This is a genomic window from Priestia sp. RMT2NF4, assembly GCF_047872835.1.
GTDB classification, from domain to species: domain Bacteria; phylum Bacillota; class Bacilli; order Bacillales; family Bacillaceae_H; genus Priestia; species Priestia zanthoxyli.
The window spans coordinates 732241-745579 of the sequence record NZ_JBLQZO010000002.1 but is presented as its reverse complement, the minus strand read 5'-3'; the positions used below and the strand labels follow the sequence as shown (position 1 = coordinate 745579).

General features: G+C 38.5%; 17 protein-coding genes. 15 read left to right on the top strand and 2 right to left on the bottom strand.

The features are described 5' to 3' along the window. Positions 1 to 67: 67 nt before the first annotated feature. From ACMX9J_RS12995 to ACMX9J_RS12980, 4 genes are all read left to right on the top strand, one after another. Positions 68 to 1255, top strand: coding sequence for an acetyl-CoA C-acetyltransferase (locus ACMX9J_RS12995; RefSeq protein WP_028411556.1), 1188 nt, complete (start codon positions 68 to 70; stop codon positions 1253 to 1255). A 238-nt stretch (positions 1256 to 1493) separates the two neighbouring features. Further along, positions 1494 to 2183, top strand: coding sequence for a CoA transferase subunit A (locus ACMX9J_RS12990; RefSeq protein WP_028411555.1), 690 nt, complete (start codon positions 1494 to 1496; stop codon positions 2181 to 2183). Positions 2184 to 2203: 20 nt separating this feature from the next. Continuing rightward, positions 2204 to 2872 carry a 3-oxoacid CoA-transferase subunit B gene (locus ACMX9J_RS12985; RefSeq protein WP_416225832.1) on the top strand — a complete coding sequence of 223 codons (669 nt, stop codon included), beginning with the start codon at positions 2204 to 2206 and terminating at the stop codon, positions 2870 to 2872. Positions 2873 to 2936: 64 nt separating this feature from the next. Then, on the top strand, positions 2937 to 3185 hold the full coding sequence (locus ACMX9J_RS12980; protein WP_033579729.1) for a YqkE family protein: 249 nt from the start codon (positions 2937 to 2939) through the stop codon (positions 3183 to 3185). Between the two features lie 27 nt (positions 3186 to 3212). Here the strand turns inward: ACMX9J_RS12980 and ACMX9J_RS12975 are convergent, their stop codons facing one another. Continuing rightward, a complete protein-coding gene (locus ACMX9J_RS12975; RefSeq protein ID WP_047749860.1) occupies positions 3213 to 4130 on the bottom strand; it encodes an aldo/keto reductase in 918 nt (305 codons plus the stop codon). Between the two features lie 93 nt (positions 4131 to 4223). Next, positions 4224 to 4391: a Z-ring formation inhibitor MciZ gene (gene mciZ, locus ACMX9J_RS12970; RefSeq protein WP_033579730.1), complete on the bottom strand. Its 168-nt coding sequence runs from the start codon at positions 4389 to 4391 to the stop codon at positions 4224 to 4226. 71 nt (positions 4392 to 4462) lie between these two features. Here mciZ and ACMX9J_RS12965 point away from each other — a divergent pair, with 71 nt between their 5' ends. From ACMX9J_RS12965 to sigF, 11 genes are all read left to right on the top strand, one after another. Beyond that, the gene (locus tag ACMX9J_RS12965; RefSeq protein WP_028411551.1) at positions 4463 to 5014 is read left to right on the top strand and encodes an NUDIX hydrolase; all 552 of its coding nucleotides are present in this window, start codon (positions 4463 to 4465) and stop codon (positions 5012 to 5014) included. Positions 5015 to 5548: 534 nt separating this feature from the next. Then, positions 5549 to 6193: a stage II sporulation protein M gene (gene spoIIM / locus ACMX9J_RS12960; RefSeq protein ID WP_025750451.1), complete on the top strand. Its 645-nt coding sequence runs from the start codon at positions 5549 to 5551 to the stop codon at positions 6191 to 6193. Between the two features lie 112 nt (positions 6194 to 6305). Continuing rightward, a complete protein-coding gene (locus tag ACMX9J_RS12955; RefSeq protein ID WP_013059082.1) occupies positions 6306 to 6758 on the top strand; it encodes a Fur family transcriptional regulator in 453 nt (150 codons plus the stop codon). A 195-nt stretch (positions 6759 to 6953) separates the two neighbouring features. Beyond that, positions 6954 to 7181, top strand: coding sequence for a YqzK family protein (locus tag ACMX9J_RS12950; protein WP_013059081.1), 228 nt, complete (start codon positions 6954 to 6956; stop codon positions 7179 to 7181). A 6-nt stretch (positions 7182 to 7187) separates the two neighbouring features. Then, positions 7188 to 8081 (top strand): site-specific tyrosine recombinase XerD, encoded by an 894-nt coding sequence (xerD, locus tag ACMX9J_RS12945; protein WP_028411550.1) that lies wholly within the window; start codon positions 7188 to 7190, stop codon positions 8079 to 8081. 197 nt (positions 8082 to 8278) lie between these two features. Further along, positions 8279 to 9460 (top strand): phosphopentomutase, encoded by a 1182-nt coding sequence (deoB, locus tag ACMX9J_RS12940; RefSeq protein ID WP_028411549.1) that lies wholly within the window; start codon positions 8279 to 8281, stop codon positions 9458 to 9460. A gap of 16 nt (positions 9461 to 9476) precedes the next feature. After that, positions 9477 to 10307: a purine-nucleoside phosphorylase gene (locus tag ACMX9J_RS12935; protein ID WP_416225831.1), complete on the top strand. Its 831-nt coding sequence runs from the start codon at positions 9477 to 9479 to the stop codon at positions 10305 to 10307. 116 nt (positions 10308 to 10423) lie between these two features. Next, the gene (locus tag ACMX9J_RS12930) at positions 10424 to 11590 is read left to right on the top strand and encodes a D-alanyl-D-alanine carboxypeptidase family protein (protein WP_033579732.1); all 1167 of its coding nucleotides are present in this window, start codon (positions 10424 to 10426) and stop codon (positions 11588 to 11590) included. A 102-nt stretch (positions 11591 to 11692) separates the two neighbouring features. Further along, positions 11693 to 12043, top strand: a complete 351-nt coding sequence (gene spoIIAA / locus ACMX9J_RS12925) for an anti-sigma F factor antagonist (protein ID WP_014458299.1) — start codon at positions 11693 to 11695, stop codon at positions 12041 to 12043. Then, the gene (spoIIAB, locus tag ACMX9J_RS12920; RefSeq protein WP_013084935.1) at positions 12043 to 12486 is read left to right on the top strand and encodes an anti-sigma F factor; all 444 of its coding nucleotides are present in this window, start codon (positions 12043 to 12045) and stop codon (positions 12484 to 12486) included. Before spoIIAA ends, spoIIAB begins: the two co-directional genes overlap by 1 nt. 12 nt (positions 12487 to 12498) lie before the next feature. After that, positions 12499 to 13260: an RNA polymerase sporulation sigma factor SigF gene (gene sigF / locus ACMX9J_RS12915; RefSeq protein WP_013059074.1), complete on the top strand. Its 762-nt coding sequence runs from the start codon at positions 12499 to 12501 to the stop codon at positions 13258 to 13260. The last annotated feature ends 79 nt before the right edge of the window (positions 13261 to 13339 follow it).

The window sequence follows — 13339 nt, the reverse complement described above, 5'->3', positions numbered from 1 at the left end:
GCGATGTCGAAATTAATACAAGTGACAGTTAATCACAGTAATCAAACAGTAAGGAGAGGTTTTCGACATGGGTCAAACAGAAGTAGTCATTGTAAGCGCTGTACGTACAGCAATCGGCAGCTTTGGGGGAAGCTTACAAAATGTATCCGCAACAACTTTAGGTGGTACTGTAATCAAAGAAGCTTTAAACAAAGCAGGGGTATCAGCAAACGAAGTAGATGAAGTTATTATGGGAAATGTCTTACAAGCAGGTTTAGGACAAAATCCAGCACGACAAGCAACTTTAGCAGCAGGGTTACCTGAAACTGTTTCAGCATTAACCATCAATAAAGTATGCGGATCAGGACTAAAAGCAGTACATCTCGCTACACAGGCGATTCTTGCTGGGGATGCTGATGTGATTGTTGCTGGTGGAATGGAAAACATGAGCCAAGCACCATACCTATTAAAAAATGCACGCAACGGGTTTAAAATGGGCGATCAAAAAGTAGTCGACAGCATGATCCAAGATGGATTATGGTGTGCATTTAACGACTACCATATGGGCGTTACAGCTGAAAACCTGTGTGATAAATATGAAATTACTCGCGACGAACAAGATGCATTTGCAGCTTCAAGTCAGCAAAAAGCAGAAGCAGCTATTCAATCTGGCCGTTTCGCAGATGAAATTGTGCCAGTAGAAGTGCCTGGAAGAAAAGGCCAAGTAACAATTTTTGAACAAGATGAGTTCCCACGCGCAGGCACAACGGCTGAAAGTCTAGGAAAGCTACGTCCAGCTTTCAAAAAAGACGGTTCAGTAACAGCTGGTAATGCATCTGGTATCAATGACGGTGCAGCTGCAGTAGTGGTAATGAGCCGTAAAAAAGCAGACGAGTTAGGCCTAACACCATTAGTGTCTATTAAAGCTAATGCAACTGCTGGAGTAGACCCAAGCATTATGGGAATCGGTCCTGTAAGCGCAGTGAAAAAGGCGCTTGAAAGAGCTGCTGTTTCATTAGAAGACGTTCAACTAGTAGAAGCAAACGAAGCATTCGCTGCACAGTCAATCGCTGTGGATCGTGAACTTCAATTTAACCATGATATTTTAAATGTAAACGGTGGAGCAATTGCGCTTGGACATCCTATTGGTGCAAGTGGTACACGTGTCCTGGTTTCACTTATTCATGAAATGCAAAAACGCGACGCAAAACTTGGTTTAGCAACGTTATGTATTGGCGGAGGCCAAGGTGTTGCAACAATCGTTGAACGTCCTTAATTTTTGATATAGCTTTAACAAACATTAAAGCTATATCACAACGCCACAGATTCCAAACATACTGCTTTGGAACTCGTGGCGTTTTTGTTTTTCTTTGAATTTTGTCTACTAATATAACTTTTTTGACAAAAAAATGATTAAATTATAATTTTTAGTTATATATATATTTAAAAAGAAATAAAAATCTTTTATAATAGATTAGAAAGCGTTTTCAAAAATAACGAAGGGGTGGTTATGTATGAAACAAGTACATACGTCGTTTAAAGAAGCGGTGAAAGATATTCACGACGGTGCTACGATGATGGTCGGTGGTTTTGGTTTATGTGGAATTCCGGAGAATTTGATTTTAGCGTTAGTTGAAACAGGGGTAAAAGATTTAACCGTAATTTCAAATAACTGCGGCGTAGACGACTGGGGACTTGGACTGCTTCTGAAAAACAAACAAATTAAAAAGATGATTGGCTCTTACGTGGGAGAAAATAAAGAGTTTGAAAGACAAGTATTGTCAGGAGAAATTGAAGTAGAATTGCTACCTCAAGGCACGCTAGCTGAAAAGATTCGCGCCGGCGGAGCGGGCATACCTGCATTTTATACACCAGCGGGAGTGGGAACACCCATTGCTGAAGGAAAAGAAGTTCGTGTGTTTGATGGGAAAGAATATTTACTAGAAGAGGCGTTAAAAGCTGATTTTAGTTTGGTTAGAGCTTGGAAAGCCGATCATATGGGGAATTTAGTGTATAACAAGACAGCGCGCAATTTCAGCCCAATGATTGCAGCAGCAGGAAAAGTGACGATAGCAGAAGTAGAGGAACTTCATCCAACAGGTTCACTTGATCCAAATATTATCCACACACCTAGTGTATATGTTCAATCGTTAATTATTGGTGAACAAGAAAAACGTATTGAGCGTTTAACCGTTCAAAAATAACAAAAGGGGAGAGATTTTTCATGATTGAAAACGGCGTGAACGTGAGAGAGCGAATTGCAAAACGTGCTGAAAAAGAAATTTTGGACGGATTTTATGTAAACCTTGGAATTGGTATTCCAACGCTTGTGGCTAATCATATCTCAGATAATAAAACGGTTGTGCTTCAGTCCGAAAACGGTCTGTTAGGCATTGGACCATATCCGAAAGAAGGAGAAGTAGATCCTGATTTAATTAATGCAGGCAAAGAAACCGTAACGGCGACAAAAGGGGCTTCTTACTTCGACAGTGCTGAATCGTTTGGCATGATTCGCGGAGGGCATATTAATATTGCGATTTTAGGAGGCATGGAAGTCTCAAAAACTGGTGACTTAGCTAACTGGATGATTCCTGGAAAAATGATTAAAGGAATGGGCGGTGCAATGGATTTAGTTCATGGAGCGCAGCGCATCATTGTTATTATGGAACATGTGACGAGAAAAGACCAACCTAAAATCTTAAATGAGTGCACCCTCCCTCTGACAGGAAAAGGGGTAGTAGATTGTATTATTACAGATCGAGCGGTCATTGACATTACGGCAGAAGGCCTAAAACTTGTCGAAGTAGCGAAAGGCTATACGGTAGAAGATATTCAACAGTCTACAGAGCCAACTTTAATCATTGATGAACATGTAAAACTAGATGCATTTTGATTTTTGGTAACAAAAGCAAGAATATGATACAATATCTCTCAATTAAAGTAGCGGGGGAATTGTGATGGCTAAAAAAAAGCAAAAACAATCAGCACAAAAACAAAATGATCAGCTCAGTATCAAAGATCAGCTAAATGATAGCTTATTAAAACAGCTTCAGGCTAAAAAACAGGCGCTTTCTTTAAAAGAAGAAGAGCAGAAAGAAACAGAACGTAAAGAAGCTGCTCGAATTCGAAAAGAAAAAGAAAAAAATAAATCGTTTGAAGAACTGTTAAATGAAAGTGATATGAACTGGTCCGAGTTTAAAAAATAAAAGCGCCGATAAAGGCGCTTTTATTTTTTAACGATGAGCTTCATATTGATTTGCTTTAAAAATCGAGTGCAGTTTGCTCACTTCAGTAGGCTGTAGCGGGGAGGTCTCGACAGCCTTTACGTTTTCACGAAGCTGTGAAGAAGAGCTTGCTCCTGCTACAACTGAGGCTACCGCAGGATTAGCTAAACAGTATTGAAGTGCAGTTGAATTCAGAGAGTGATTTGGTCGTACGTGACGAAATGCTTCAATCGTTTTTGATAATTCCGTACCGCTATAGTCTAAGTATCCCTTACCTTCGAATGCAGCAAGCTTTTGCTCTCCTTTTTCGGTTAGCAGCCCTTTGGCTACTGGACCTCTGGCTACAACGCTAATGCCGTTATCGTGCAAAAGGGGAAGTGCACTTTCTTCAGGACGTCTGTCTAACAAGCTGTATTGCATCATGACACTGACAATAGAAGAGTTTTGCACATACTCTCGAATCACATTCGGGCGGATAGATGAAATACCATAGTAGCGAATGACGCCTTCTTGTTTTAATTCTTCAAATGCTTCAATCGTTTCTTCAATATTGTCTTCAACAGTCCCTCCGTGCAGTTGATATAAATCGATGTAATCCGTTTGAAGCCGGCGCAGGCTTTCTTTTACTTCATCTTTTATGTAAGCTTTAGACGGATCCCACGTCCAGCTGTCTTTTGCATCATTCCAGCGATTTCCTACTTTTGTGGCTAAAACAATATCATGTCTGCGGTTTTTTAAAGCTTGTCCCACAAACTCCTCGTTTAAGCCAAAATCATATAAATCTGCTGTATCAAAATAATTAATGCCATATTCCAGAGCTTCATCAATCATATTGACAGCGTGTTTCTGTTCCGTGCCAAGAGACATGCATCCTAAACCTAATGTACTGACCAGCAAATCTGAAGTACCTAAGCGTCTTTTTTCCATATATGCCACTCCTTATTTTTTACTTGTTTCTATCTATTGTAGCGCTATGATAGAGAGAAACTCAAATAAGAAGATTAAAAAACTGCAGCACAATTAGTGTCTGCAGTCTGCTTGTTGTTTGTAAGAATTAAAATTTTGAGAGATAGCGTTCGTCCACTCATCAACATACTGAAATTGTTCGCCGTATTCTTTTAACTTTTGCTTAATTTCCCATGCTTTACCGACTAAAATGATTTGCTTCTCGTGAACATAAACTTTCATTTTTTCTACCTCCCAAGATTCGTATGATAGAATATATGTAAGAGTCAAAAAAATAGAACGAGGTGGAGAAAATGGATCATTTAACAGAAAAAATGCGGTCTTCTGAAAAGCTGTTTGGAGGCAGAGTGATTGATTTGTACTTAGAAGAAGTAGAGCTTCCGAACGGAAAAACGAGTACAAGAGAAGTAGTTAAGCATCCTGGAGCTGTCGCTGTCATTGCGTTAACAAGCGATCATAAAATGGTTATGGTCAAACAGTATCGCAGACCGATGGATCGTATTTTAGTGGAAATTCCAGCCGGCAAGCTGGAAAAAGGAGAAGAGCCGATTGTAACGGCAAAACGTGAGTTAGAAGAAGAAACGGGCTATACAACAGATTCCCTTAGCCATATTATTTCTTTTTACACATCGCCAGGTTTTGCAGATGAGTTGGTTCACGTTTATTTAGCAGAAGATTTAAAAGTGATGACCACCAAAGCGGAATTGGACGAAGATGAATTTGTTGAAGTGATGGAAGTTACTGTAGATGAGGCCCTTACTCTTATTCAAAACAAAGAAATTTACGATGCAAAAACAGCATATGCTGTGCAGTACTTACAGTTAAAAAGCGGATTAGGAGAGTAAGAGAGTTTTTTCTTTTACATACGTACGGCAATCTAGCAATTTAGAGGTTTACATTGAAACGTCATTTGATGTGAGAAAAAACAGGCATGCGCGTATCTCTAGCTTAAAAAATGTGTGACAACCATATATTAGTTGAAGAAAAATCCGAACGATAAATAGAGATTCTTGATTTAGAATCAAATTCGTTCGGATTTTTTTAAAGTTGATGGTGAACGTAGCTTTCATTTATGTAGTTGGTTCTAGCGGTTGATTGGAGGTCAAGGGGAAGACTCCTGCGGGAAAAGCGGAATAGGTGAGACCCCGCAGGAGCGTACGCGACGAGGAGGCTCACCGGCCGCCCGCGGAAAGCGAAGCCTTGCATGAAAATCAACAGCGGTGTCACAAGCTATCCATACTATCTCATTTGTTCTTATTTAGATTAGATTAATTTCATTATGTCTTAATCTCTTTTTTATGTGATAGATTTAAAAGATTCTTGGCATAGTTTTTGTACTCTATCATACACTCTATTAAGCGATTAATAGGAGGAAGACGATGAGAAAAAAACAATTGCCATTATCGTATGCAAGACATTTTCAAGAAAACAGTTCTATTTATTTATTTGTAACCGTGCTGTTTTTAATGGGAATCATTTTTGGGGCTATTGTTGTAAATAGTTTGACGCTTGATCAAAAAGAAGACCTGTACTTCTATTTAAACCGGTTTTTCGGACAGGTAAAGAGTGGGGAAGTAGCAAGCAGCGTTGAAATGTTTCAGCAAAGTTTTTTTCACAATGTTAAATACTTAGGGCTCATTTGGATACTAGGAATTGCTATTATTGGTTTGCCTGTAGTGTTAATTCTGCTGTTTTTAAAAGGAATGGTGATTGGTTTTACCGTAGGCTTTTTAGTCAATCAAATGGGACTCTCTGGGTTTGCGCTATCTTTTGTATCTGTTATGCCGCAAAATATCTTTCTCATACCGGCATTTCTGATTCTGTCTGCAGCTTCAGTTGCCTTTTCTTTGAAGCTCGTGCGGCAGCAGTTTTTTAAAAAAGCAGCGGAGCCTATTTCTGCATCCTTTTTACGCTATAGCGGCACGATGATTGCAATGATATGCTTGGTTGCCTGTGCAGCTACAGTTGAAGCTTATGTATCACCTACTTTAATGAAAAGTGTAATGGCTCTATTAAATAAGTAAGAATAAGTATTAAATAAAAAGAATTCTTTTTTCTTATTAAGAATAACTTTATTTTGACACCCTCGACACATCTGATATAATGGATTAGTGAATGGCGAGGGAGGGAATAATTATGGAAAGTCGAATTGAGCGAATTAAGCAGCAGTTGCACTCAGCTAGCTATAAATTGACACCTCAACGTGAGGCGACTGTAAGAGTACTTCTTGAACATGAAGAGGATCATTTAAGTGCCGAAGATGTATATCTCCTCGTCAAGGAAAAGTCTCCGGAAATTGGATTGGCAACTGTTTATCGTACGTTAGAATTGTTAACTGAACTTAAAATTGTTGATAAAATAAACTTTGGCGATGGCGTTTCTCGCTACGATTTAAGACAAGAAGGAGCCGCACACTTTCATCATCACCTTGTGTGTATGGAATGTGGATCTGTGGACGAAATTCAAGAAGATTTGCTTGAAGACGTTGAAGAAATTGTGGAAAAGCAATGGAATTTTAAAATTAAAGATCACCGCTTGACATTTCATGGCATTTGCCATCGCTGTCAGGATAAAGAAGACAAGCAGTAAAAGCCTTTTCCATAATGGAGAAGGTTTTTTGTTGTACATAAATAGAAAAAATAAAGAGGTTACAAGCTATATGGTTTTATAGAAAGGAAGGAAATGACAAGGAGAGAACTCAGCGTATAAAGGCAAGAAACATGTATAAAACCTGTCCCAATTGGCATATCTTCTAATAGAATCAAAAATTGGAGGAATTGTTTCATGAAATCATGGGCTGAAATGGTATATAATACATGTAAAGTATTTATCTTATTTACCGGGTTTACTCTTTTGTTTTATTTTGGAATGATATGGGTATCTCAAGAGTATCAAAATTATAAACGTTATGATGAGCCGTCGGGTTCAGCAGTTAAGGTCATGCAAGCAAGTGTGAACAAAGATCAGACGTGGCTGGAGCGTTTATTTATGTTTTATCAAAACGGGGAGTAGAGGCTATTGAATGATCAAATTCAAGATTTTATTCATTATTTAGTAGTAGAGCGGGGACTGGCGAAAAATACGATTGATTCGTATGAACGAGATTTAAAAAAGTATGCTCAATATTTAGAGCATGTAGAGCAGCTGAAATCATTTAATGAAGTAACAAGACTCCACATCGTTAATTTTCTGAAATATTTAAGTGATCAGCAAAAATCATCTAAAACGATTGCGAGACATGTGGCTTCAACTAGATCTTTTCATCAATTCTTACTAAGGGAAAAAGCAGCGGATACAGATCCATCCGTTCATATTGATACTCCGCAGCTTGAGCGCAAGCTGCCAAAAGTGCTAAATGCAGAGGAAGTAGAGGCGCTGTTAAATGTGTTTGATACTTCGACGCCTTTTGGCATACGAGACAAAGCGATGCTTGAATTGCTTTATGCTACTGGAATTCGTGTATCTGAACTCGTTAACTTAAATATTGATGATGCACATTTGACGATGGGATTTATTCGGTGTATCGGAAAAGGGAATAAAGAAAGAATTGTCCCCATCGGAAGGTTGGCAACAGAGGCGATTGAAGAGTACTTACAGCATGGCCGGAGTATTTTAACAAAGCAAAAGGAACAGGACAAAGCACTTTTTGTTAATCATCATGGAAGGCGCTTGACAAGGCAGGGGTTTTGGAAAATATTAAAAAAGTTAGCTTCTGAAGCAAAAATTGAAAAAGAATTAACTCCACATACGTTACGCCATTCGTTTGCTACTCATTTGTTAGAGAACGGCGCGGATTTGAGAGCTGTTCAAGAAATGCTCGGGCATGCGGATATTTCGACCACTCAAATTTATACACATGTCACAAAAGCACGTTTAAAAGATGTATACAATCAGTTTCACCCGCGAGCGTAGGAAGATCCCAATGTCCAGTAAGTTCATAGACATTGGTTTTTTTGATTGAAAACACTTTCATTCCTGTGTACAAAAAAATAAAAAGCGTCTATACTAATAGAGAGGTCAGACTTCTGACCAATAAGAGAAGATGGTTAAATTATTTCCAAACGGGAATTTTATAGAGAATAAATAAATTGATATTTGGAGGGAATAAAATGGCGCATACATATAAACGCGTATTTTTAGTTGTCATGGATTCAGTAGGTATCGGTGAATCACCGGATGCTGAAAAATACAATGATAAAGGTGCCGATACGTTTGGCCATATTGCAGAGCACTGCAACGGTCTTCATATGCCTAATATGGCTAAGCTTGGTCTAAGCAATATTCGTGAAATTAAAGGAATTGATAAAGCTGAAAAACCGCTCGCTTACTATACAAAAATGCAGGAAGCTTCTGCAGGAAAAGATACAATGACAGGTCATTGGGAAATTATGGGTCTTAATATTGATACGCCTTTTAATGTGTTTCCAGACGGATTTCCAGAAGAGCTGATTTCACAACTAGAAGAAAAAACAGGTCGAAAAATCATTGGGAACAAACCAGCATCTGGTACAGAAATTTTAGATGAGCTAGGAAAACAACATATGGAAACAGGTGACTTAATCGTCTATACATCAGCGGATTCTGTTTTGCAAATTGCTGCTCATGAAGAAATTGTTCCAATTGATGAATTGTACAAAATTTGTGAGATTGCTCGTGAATTAACGCTTGATGATCCATATATGATTGGACGTGTTATCGCTCGCCCGTTTTTAGGTGAACCAGGTAACTTCACTCGTACATCCAATCGTCATGACTATGCATTAAAGCCTTTTGGACGTACAGTAATGAATGAATTAAAAGACAATGACATCGATGTTATTGCTATCGGTAAAATTTCTGATATTTACGACGGAGAAGGGGTCACAAAATCTCTTCGTACCAAGTCGAATATGGACGGCATGGATAAGCTAGTTGATACATTAAACATGGACTTCACAGGCTTAAGCTTCTTAAATTTAGTTGATTTTGATGCTCTCTATGGCCATCGCCGCGATCCACAAGGATATGGGCAAGCGCTTGAAGAATATGATGCACGCTTGGAAGAAGTATTTGATTTATTAAAAGAAGATGATTTATTGATTATTACAGCGGATCATGGAAATGACCCTGTTCATCATGGGACAGACCATACGCGTGAATACGTGCCGCTTCTTGTGTACAATAAAGGCATGAAAGAAGGAAAAGAACTTTCTATTCGTCAAACGTTTGCGGATATTGGCGCAACGGTAGCAGAAAATTTTGGCGTAGCAATGCCTAAGCATGGAAAAAGTTTTTTACAAGAGCTGAATTAAGCAGGGGGAATGGAGTATGAAAAAAGAATATATTGAAAAAGCAGCAGCATATATTAAAAATCAATCAGCTGTTACACCAACCATTGGTCTTATTTTAGGTTCTGGACTAGGGGTATTAGCTGACGAAATTGAAGGCGCGGTAAAAATTCCGTACAACGACATTCCTGAGTTCCCGGTTTCAACAGTTGAAGGTCACGCTGGTCAATTAGTCATTGGCACCATTCATGACGTACCGGTTGTAGCTATGCAAGGACGTTTTCACTTTTATGAAGGATACGCCCTTGATAAAGTAACATTTCCAGTGCGCGTAATGAAAGAAATCGGTGTAGAAACGTTGATTGTAACGAATGCAGCAGGCGGAGTAAACGAATCCTTTAATCCAGGAGACTTAATGATTATTTCTGATCATATTAATAACTTTGGAACGAACCCTTTGATTGGACCTAATGACTCTGATTTTGGCGTAAGATTCCCGGATATGTCAACTGCTTACTGCAAGGACCTTCGTCAATTAGCGAAGAAAGTAGGAGCTGATTTAAATATCGCCTTACAAGAAGGTGTATATGTAGGAAATACAGGTCCAACATATGAAACGCCTGCTGAAGTACGCATGCTTCGCATTATCGGGGGAGACGCGGTCGGTATGTCTACAGTACCAGAAGTTATTGTAGCACGCCATACAGGTATGAAAGTACTGGGTATTTCTTGTATTTCTAATATGGCAGCTGGTATTTTAGATCAGCCCTTAAATCATGAAGAAGTGATTGAAACGACTGAAAAAGTAAAACAGCAGTTTTTATCGCTTGTAAAAGAAGTAGTAAAGCAACTTCCAGCTGATCAAAAATAAGAAGAAAATATGACTTCAAGCATCGAGAATTTCTCGATGCTTTTTTTATTTCGTTTAGTATAAATCGATTATACCTTGGAAAAAATAGGTTGTATAAAGAATGGAGGTTTGTGGAGATGAAGCGAACTATTGTAAAGTTACTCGTTGTCATATTTTTATTTCCACTTATGACGCAACCTGTTTTAGCCGCAGAAAAAAAGAGTTCTGAGCTTGCTGACAGTGCTAGGTCAGCTATTTTAATTGAACGGGATACAGGAAAAATTCTATACGAAAAAAATAGTAATCAAGAACTTCCCCCTGCCAGTATGACTAAAATTATGACAATGATTTTAATTATGGAGGCTTTGGATAAAGGGAAAATTACCTTAAAAGATAAAGTGCGAGCAAGTGAATATGCCGCTTCAATGGGAGGCTCACAAATCTTTTTAGAGCCCGGAGAAGAAATGACGGTAAATGATTTGCTAAAAGGGATTGCGATAGGTTCTGGTAACGATGCTTCTATGGCAATGGCTGAATATTTAGCTGGATCAGAAGAAAAATTTGTAGCAAAGATGAACCAAAAAGCGAAAGAGCTTGGTTTGACTCATACAAAATTTCAAAATCCGACAGGCCTGCCTGTAGAAAATCACTATAGTACAGCTCATGATATGGCCATGATGGGCAGAGAGCTACTAAAGTATGAAAAAATTATTAACTATACAAGTAAATACGAAGCTTATTTACGCACGGATACAGATAAGAAGTTTTGGTTAGTAAATACGAATCGCTTAGTGAAGTTTTATCCCGGGGTTGATGGACTCAAAACGGGATTTACAGGTCAAGCTAAGTATTGCCTGACAGCTACCGCTAAAAAGGGAAATATGCGTGTGTTAGCGGTTGTATTCGGTGCAAGCACGCCAAAAGATCGCAATAATCAAGTAACCAAAATGTTAGACTACGCATTCAGTCAATATACAACGAAGCCTTTATACAAAAAAGGAGACGTTATTGCCAAGATAGATGTAAACAAGGGTAGTGAAGATCAGGTAACAGCCGTTACGTCAGAGCCTATTTCTGTTTTATTGAAAAAAGGAAATGCAGCCAAAGATGTTAAAACAGAAGTGAAAATGAACGAGAAGTTAAATGCGCCTATTCAAAAAGGCGACAAAATTGGAACGTTGACCATTAAGAAGGATAACAAAGTAATGAGTTCTTCACCGCTTCTTGCAAAAGAAGATATCGATGCTGCTTCTTGGTGGAAGCTATTTAAACGTACGTTCTCTATTTTCTCTCAAACATCTTAAACAGCTAAATGTGACGAAATAGAACTAGTTTTGTCGGTGAGAAGGATTCTATTCTGTTGGCAGCGAAAGATTGACTATAAGATTTCCGAGGAGGTTTGTATAGTGAGTCTTTCAATTGAATTGGAATTCAAACAAGATGTCTTGTTGGTTCGATTAACAGGAGAATTAGATCATCATACGGCTGAAGAGCTAAGAAGCAAAATCACCCAAGCGATAGAGAAGGAATCTATCAGCCATTTGATTTTAAATTTACAGCATTTAACCTTTATGGACAGCTCTGGGTTGGGGGTTATTTTAGGGAGATACAAACAAGTTCATAATAACGGTGGGGAAATGGTTGTATGCGCTATTTCTCCCGCTGTAGAACGTTTGTTTAATATGTCAGGCTTATTTAAAATTATTCGTTTTGAACCTAATGAAGAAAACGCGCTTCAAAAATTGGGGGTGGCATAATGAAAAATCAAATGAACCTCCAATTTTCCGCGCTTAGTCAAAATGAATCGTTTGCCCGCGTCACGGTAGCATCATTTATTACGCAGTTAGATCCAACAATGGATGAGTTAACAGAAATTAAAACAGTCGTATCTGAAGCAGTAACAAATGCTATTATTCACGGCTACGAAAGCAATCCGGATGGTGTGGTATATATTTCTGTGACGCTTCATGAAGACGGTGTAGTCGAGCTGATGATTCGTGATGAAGGAATTGGTATTGATAATGTGGATGAAGCCAAGCAGCCTTTATACACAACGAAACCAGATCTAGAACGTTCTGGAATGGGTTTCACCATAATGGAAAACTTTATGGACGAAATTCGAGTGGAGTCTACTGTATTAGAAGGTACGACCTTATATTTAAAAAAGCACTTAACAAATAGTAAAGCGCTATGTAATTAAGGAGACTTGCCAATGGATGTGGAGGTCAAAAAAAATAAAAACGAACCGTATTTAAAGGATCATGAAGTTAAAGACCTCATCAAGCGCAGTCAGCAAGGTGATCAAATTGCACGAGATACAATCGTCCAAAAAAATATGCGGCTCGTTTGGTCGGTTGTTCAACGTTTTATTAACCGTGGTTATGAGCCCGATGATTTATTTCAAATTGGATGTATAGGACTATTAAAGTCCGTTGATAAATTTGATCTATCGTATGATGTTAAATTTTCAACATATGCTGTTCCAATGATTATTGGTGAAATTCAGCGGTTTATTCGTGATGATGGCACGGTAAAGGTTAGTCGTTCTCTGAAAGAAATGAGCAATAAAATACGTAAAGCAAAAGACGAGCTTTCCAAATTGCTTGGACGCGTCCCTACAGTCGCTGAGGTTGCAGAACATTTGGATCTCACTCCTGAAGAAGTAGTGCTAGCTCAAGAAGCTAATCGTGCTCCTTCGTCTATTCACGAGACCGTCTATGAAAATGATGGAGATCCAATTACCCTTCTTGACCAAATTGCTGATCATACGGAAGCGAAGTGGTTTGATAAAATTGCTTTAAAAGAAGCAATTGAAGAACTTGATGAGCGTGAAAAGCTCATTGTCTATTTGAGGTATTACAAAGATCAAACTCAGTCCGAAGTGGCCGCAAGGCTGGGAATTTCTCAGGTTCAGGTATCGAGGCTTGAGAAGAAAATCTTAAAACAAATGAAGCTGCATATGAATGATACGTAATACTTAAGAAGCAATCCGTTTTGCTATTCAAAGAAGAATAGTGAAACGAATTGCTTTTTTTTATTTGGTAATTAATGGT

Coding starts and splice junctions, on each gene's coding strand:
- ACMX9J_RS12995 (WP_028411556.1), top strand. CDS start 68: ATGGGTCAAACAGAAGTAGTCATTGTAAGCGCTGTACGTACAGCAATC.
- ACMX9J_RS12990 (WP_028411555.1), top strand. CDS start 1,494: ATGAAACAAGTACATACGTCGTTTAAAGAAGCGGTGAAAGATATTCAC.
- ACMX9J_RS12985 (WP_416225832.1), top strand. CDS start 2,204: ATGATTGAAAACGGCGTGAACGTGAGAGAGCGAATTGCAAAACGTGCT.
- ACMX9J_RS12980 (WP_033579729.1), top strand. CDS start 2,937: ATGGCTAAAAAAAAGCAAAAACAATCAGCACAAAAACAAAATGATCAG.
- ACMX9J_RS12975 (WP_047749860.1), bottom strand. CDS start 4,130: ATGGAAAAAAGACGCTTAGGTACTTCAGATTTGCTGGTCAGTACATTA.
- mciZ (WP_033579730.1), bottom strand. CDS start 4,391: ATGAAAGTTTATGTTCACGAGAAGCAAATCATTTTAGTCGGTAAAGCA.
- ACMX9J_RS12965 (WP_028411551.1), top strand. CDS start 4,463: ATGGATCATTTAACAGAAAAAATGCGGTCTTCTGAAAAGCTGTTTGGA.
- spoIIM (WP_025750451.1), top strand. CDS start 5,549: ATGAGAAAAAAACAATTGCCATTATCGTATGCAAGACATTTTCAAGAA.
- ACMX9J_RS12955 (WP_013059082.1), top strand. CDS start 6,306: ATGGAAAGTCGAATTGAGCGAATTAAGCAGCAGTTGCACTCAGCTAGC.
- ACMX9J_RS12950 (WP_013059081.1), top strand. CDS start 6,954: ATGAAATCATGGGCTGAAATGGTATATAATACATGTAAAGTATTTATC.
- deoB (WP_028411549.1), top strand. CDS start 8,279: ATGGCGCATACATATAAACGCGTATTTTTAGTTGTCATGGATTCAGTA.
- ACMX9J_RS12935 (WP_416225831.1), top strand. CDS start 9,477: ATGAAAAAAGAATATATTGAAAAAGCAGCAGCATATATTAAAAATCAA.
- ACMX9J_RS12930 (WP_033579732.1), top strand. CDS start 10,424: ATGAAGCGAACTATTGTAAAGTTACTCGTTGTCATATTTTTATTTCCA.
- spoIIAB (WP_013084935.1), top strand. CDS start 12,043: ATGAAAAATCAAATGAACCTCCAATTTTCCGCGCTTAGTCAAAATGAA.
- sigF (WP_013059074.1), top strand. CDS start 12,499: ATGGATGTGGAGGTCAAAAAAAATAAAAACGAACCGTATTTAAAGGAT.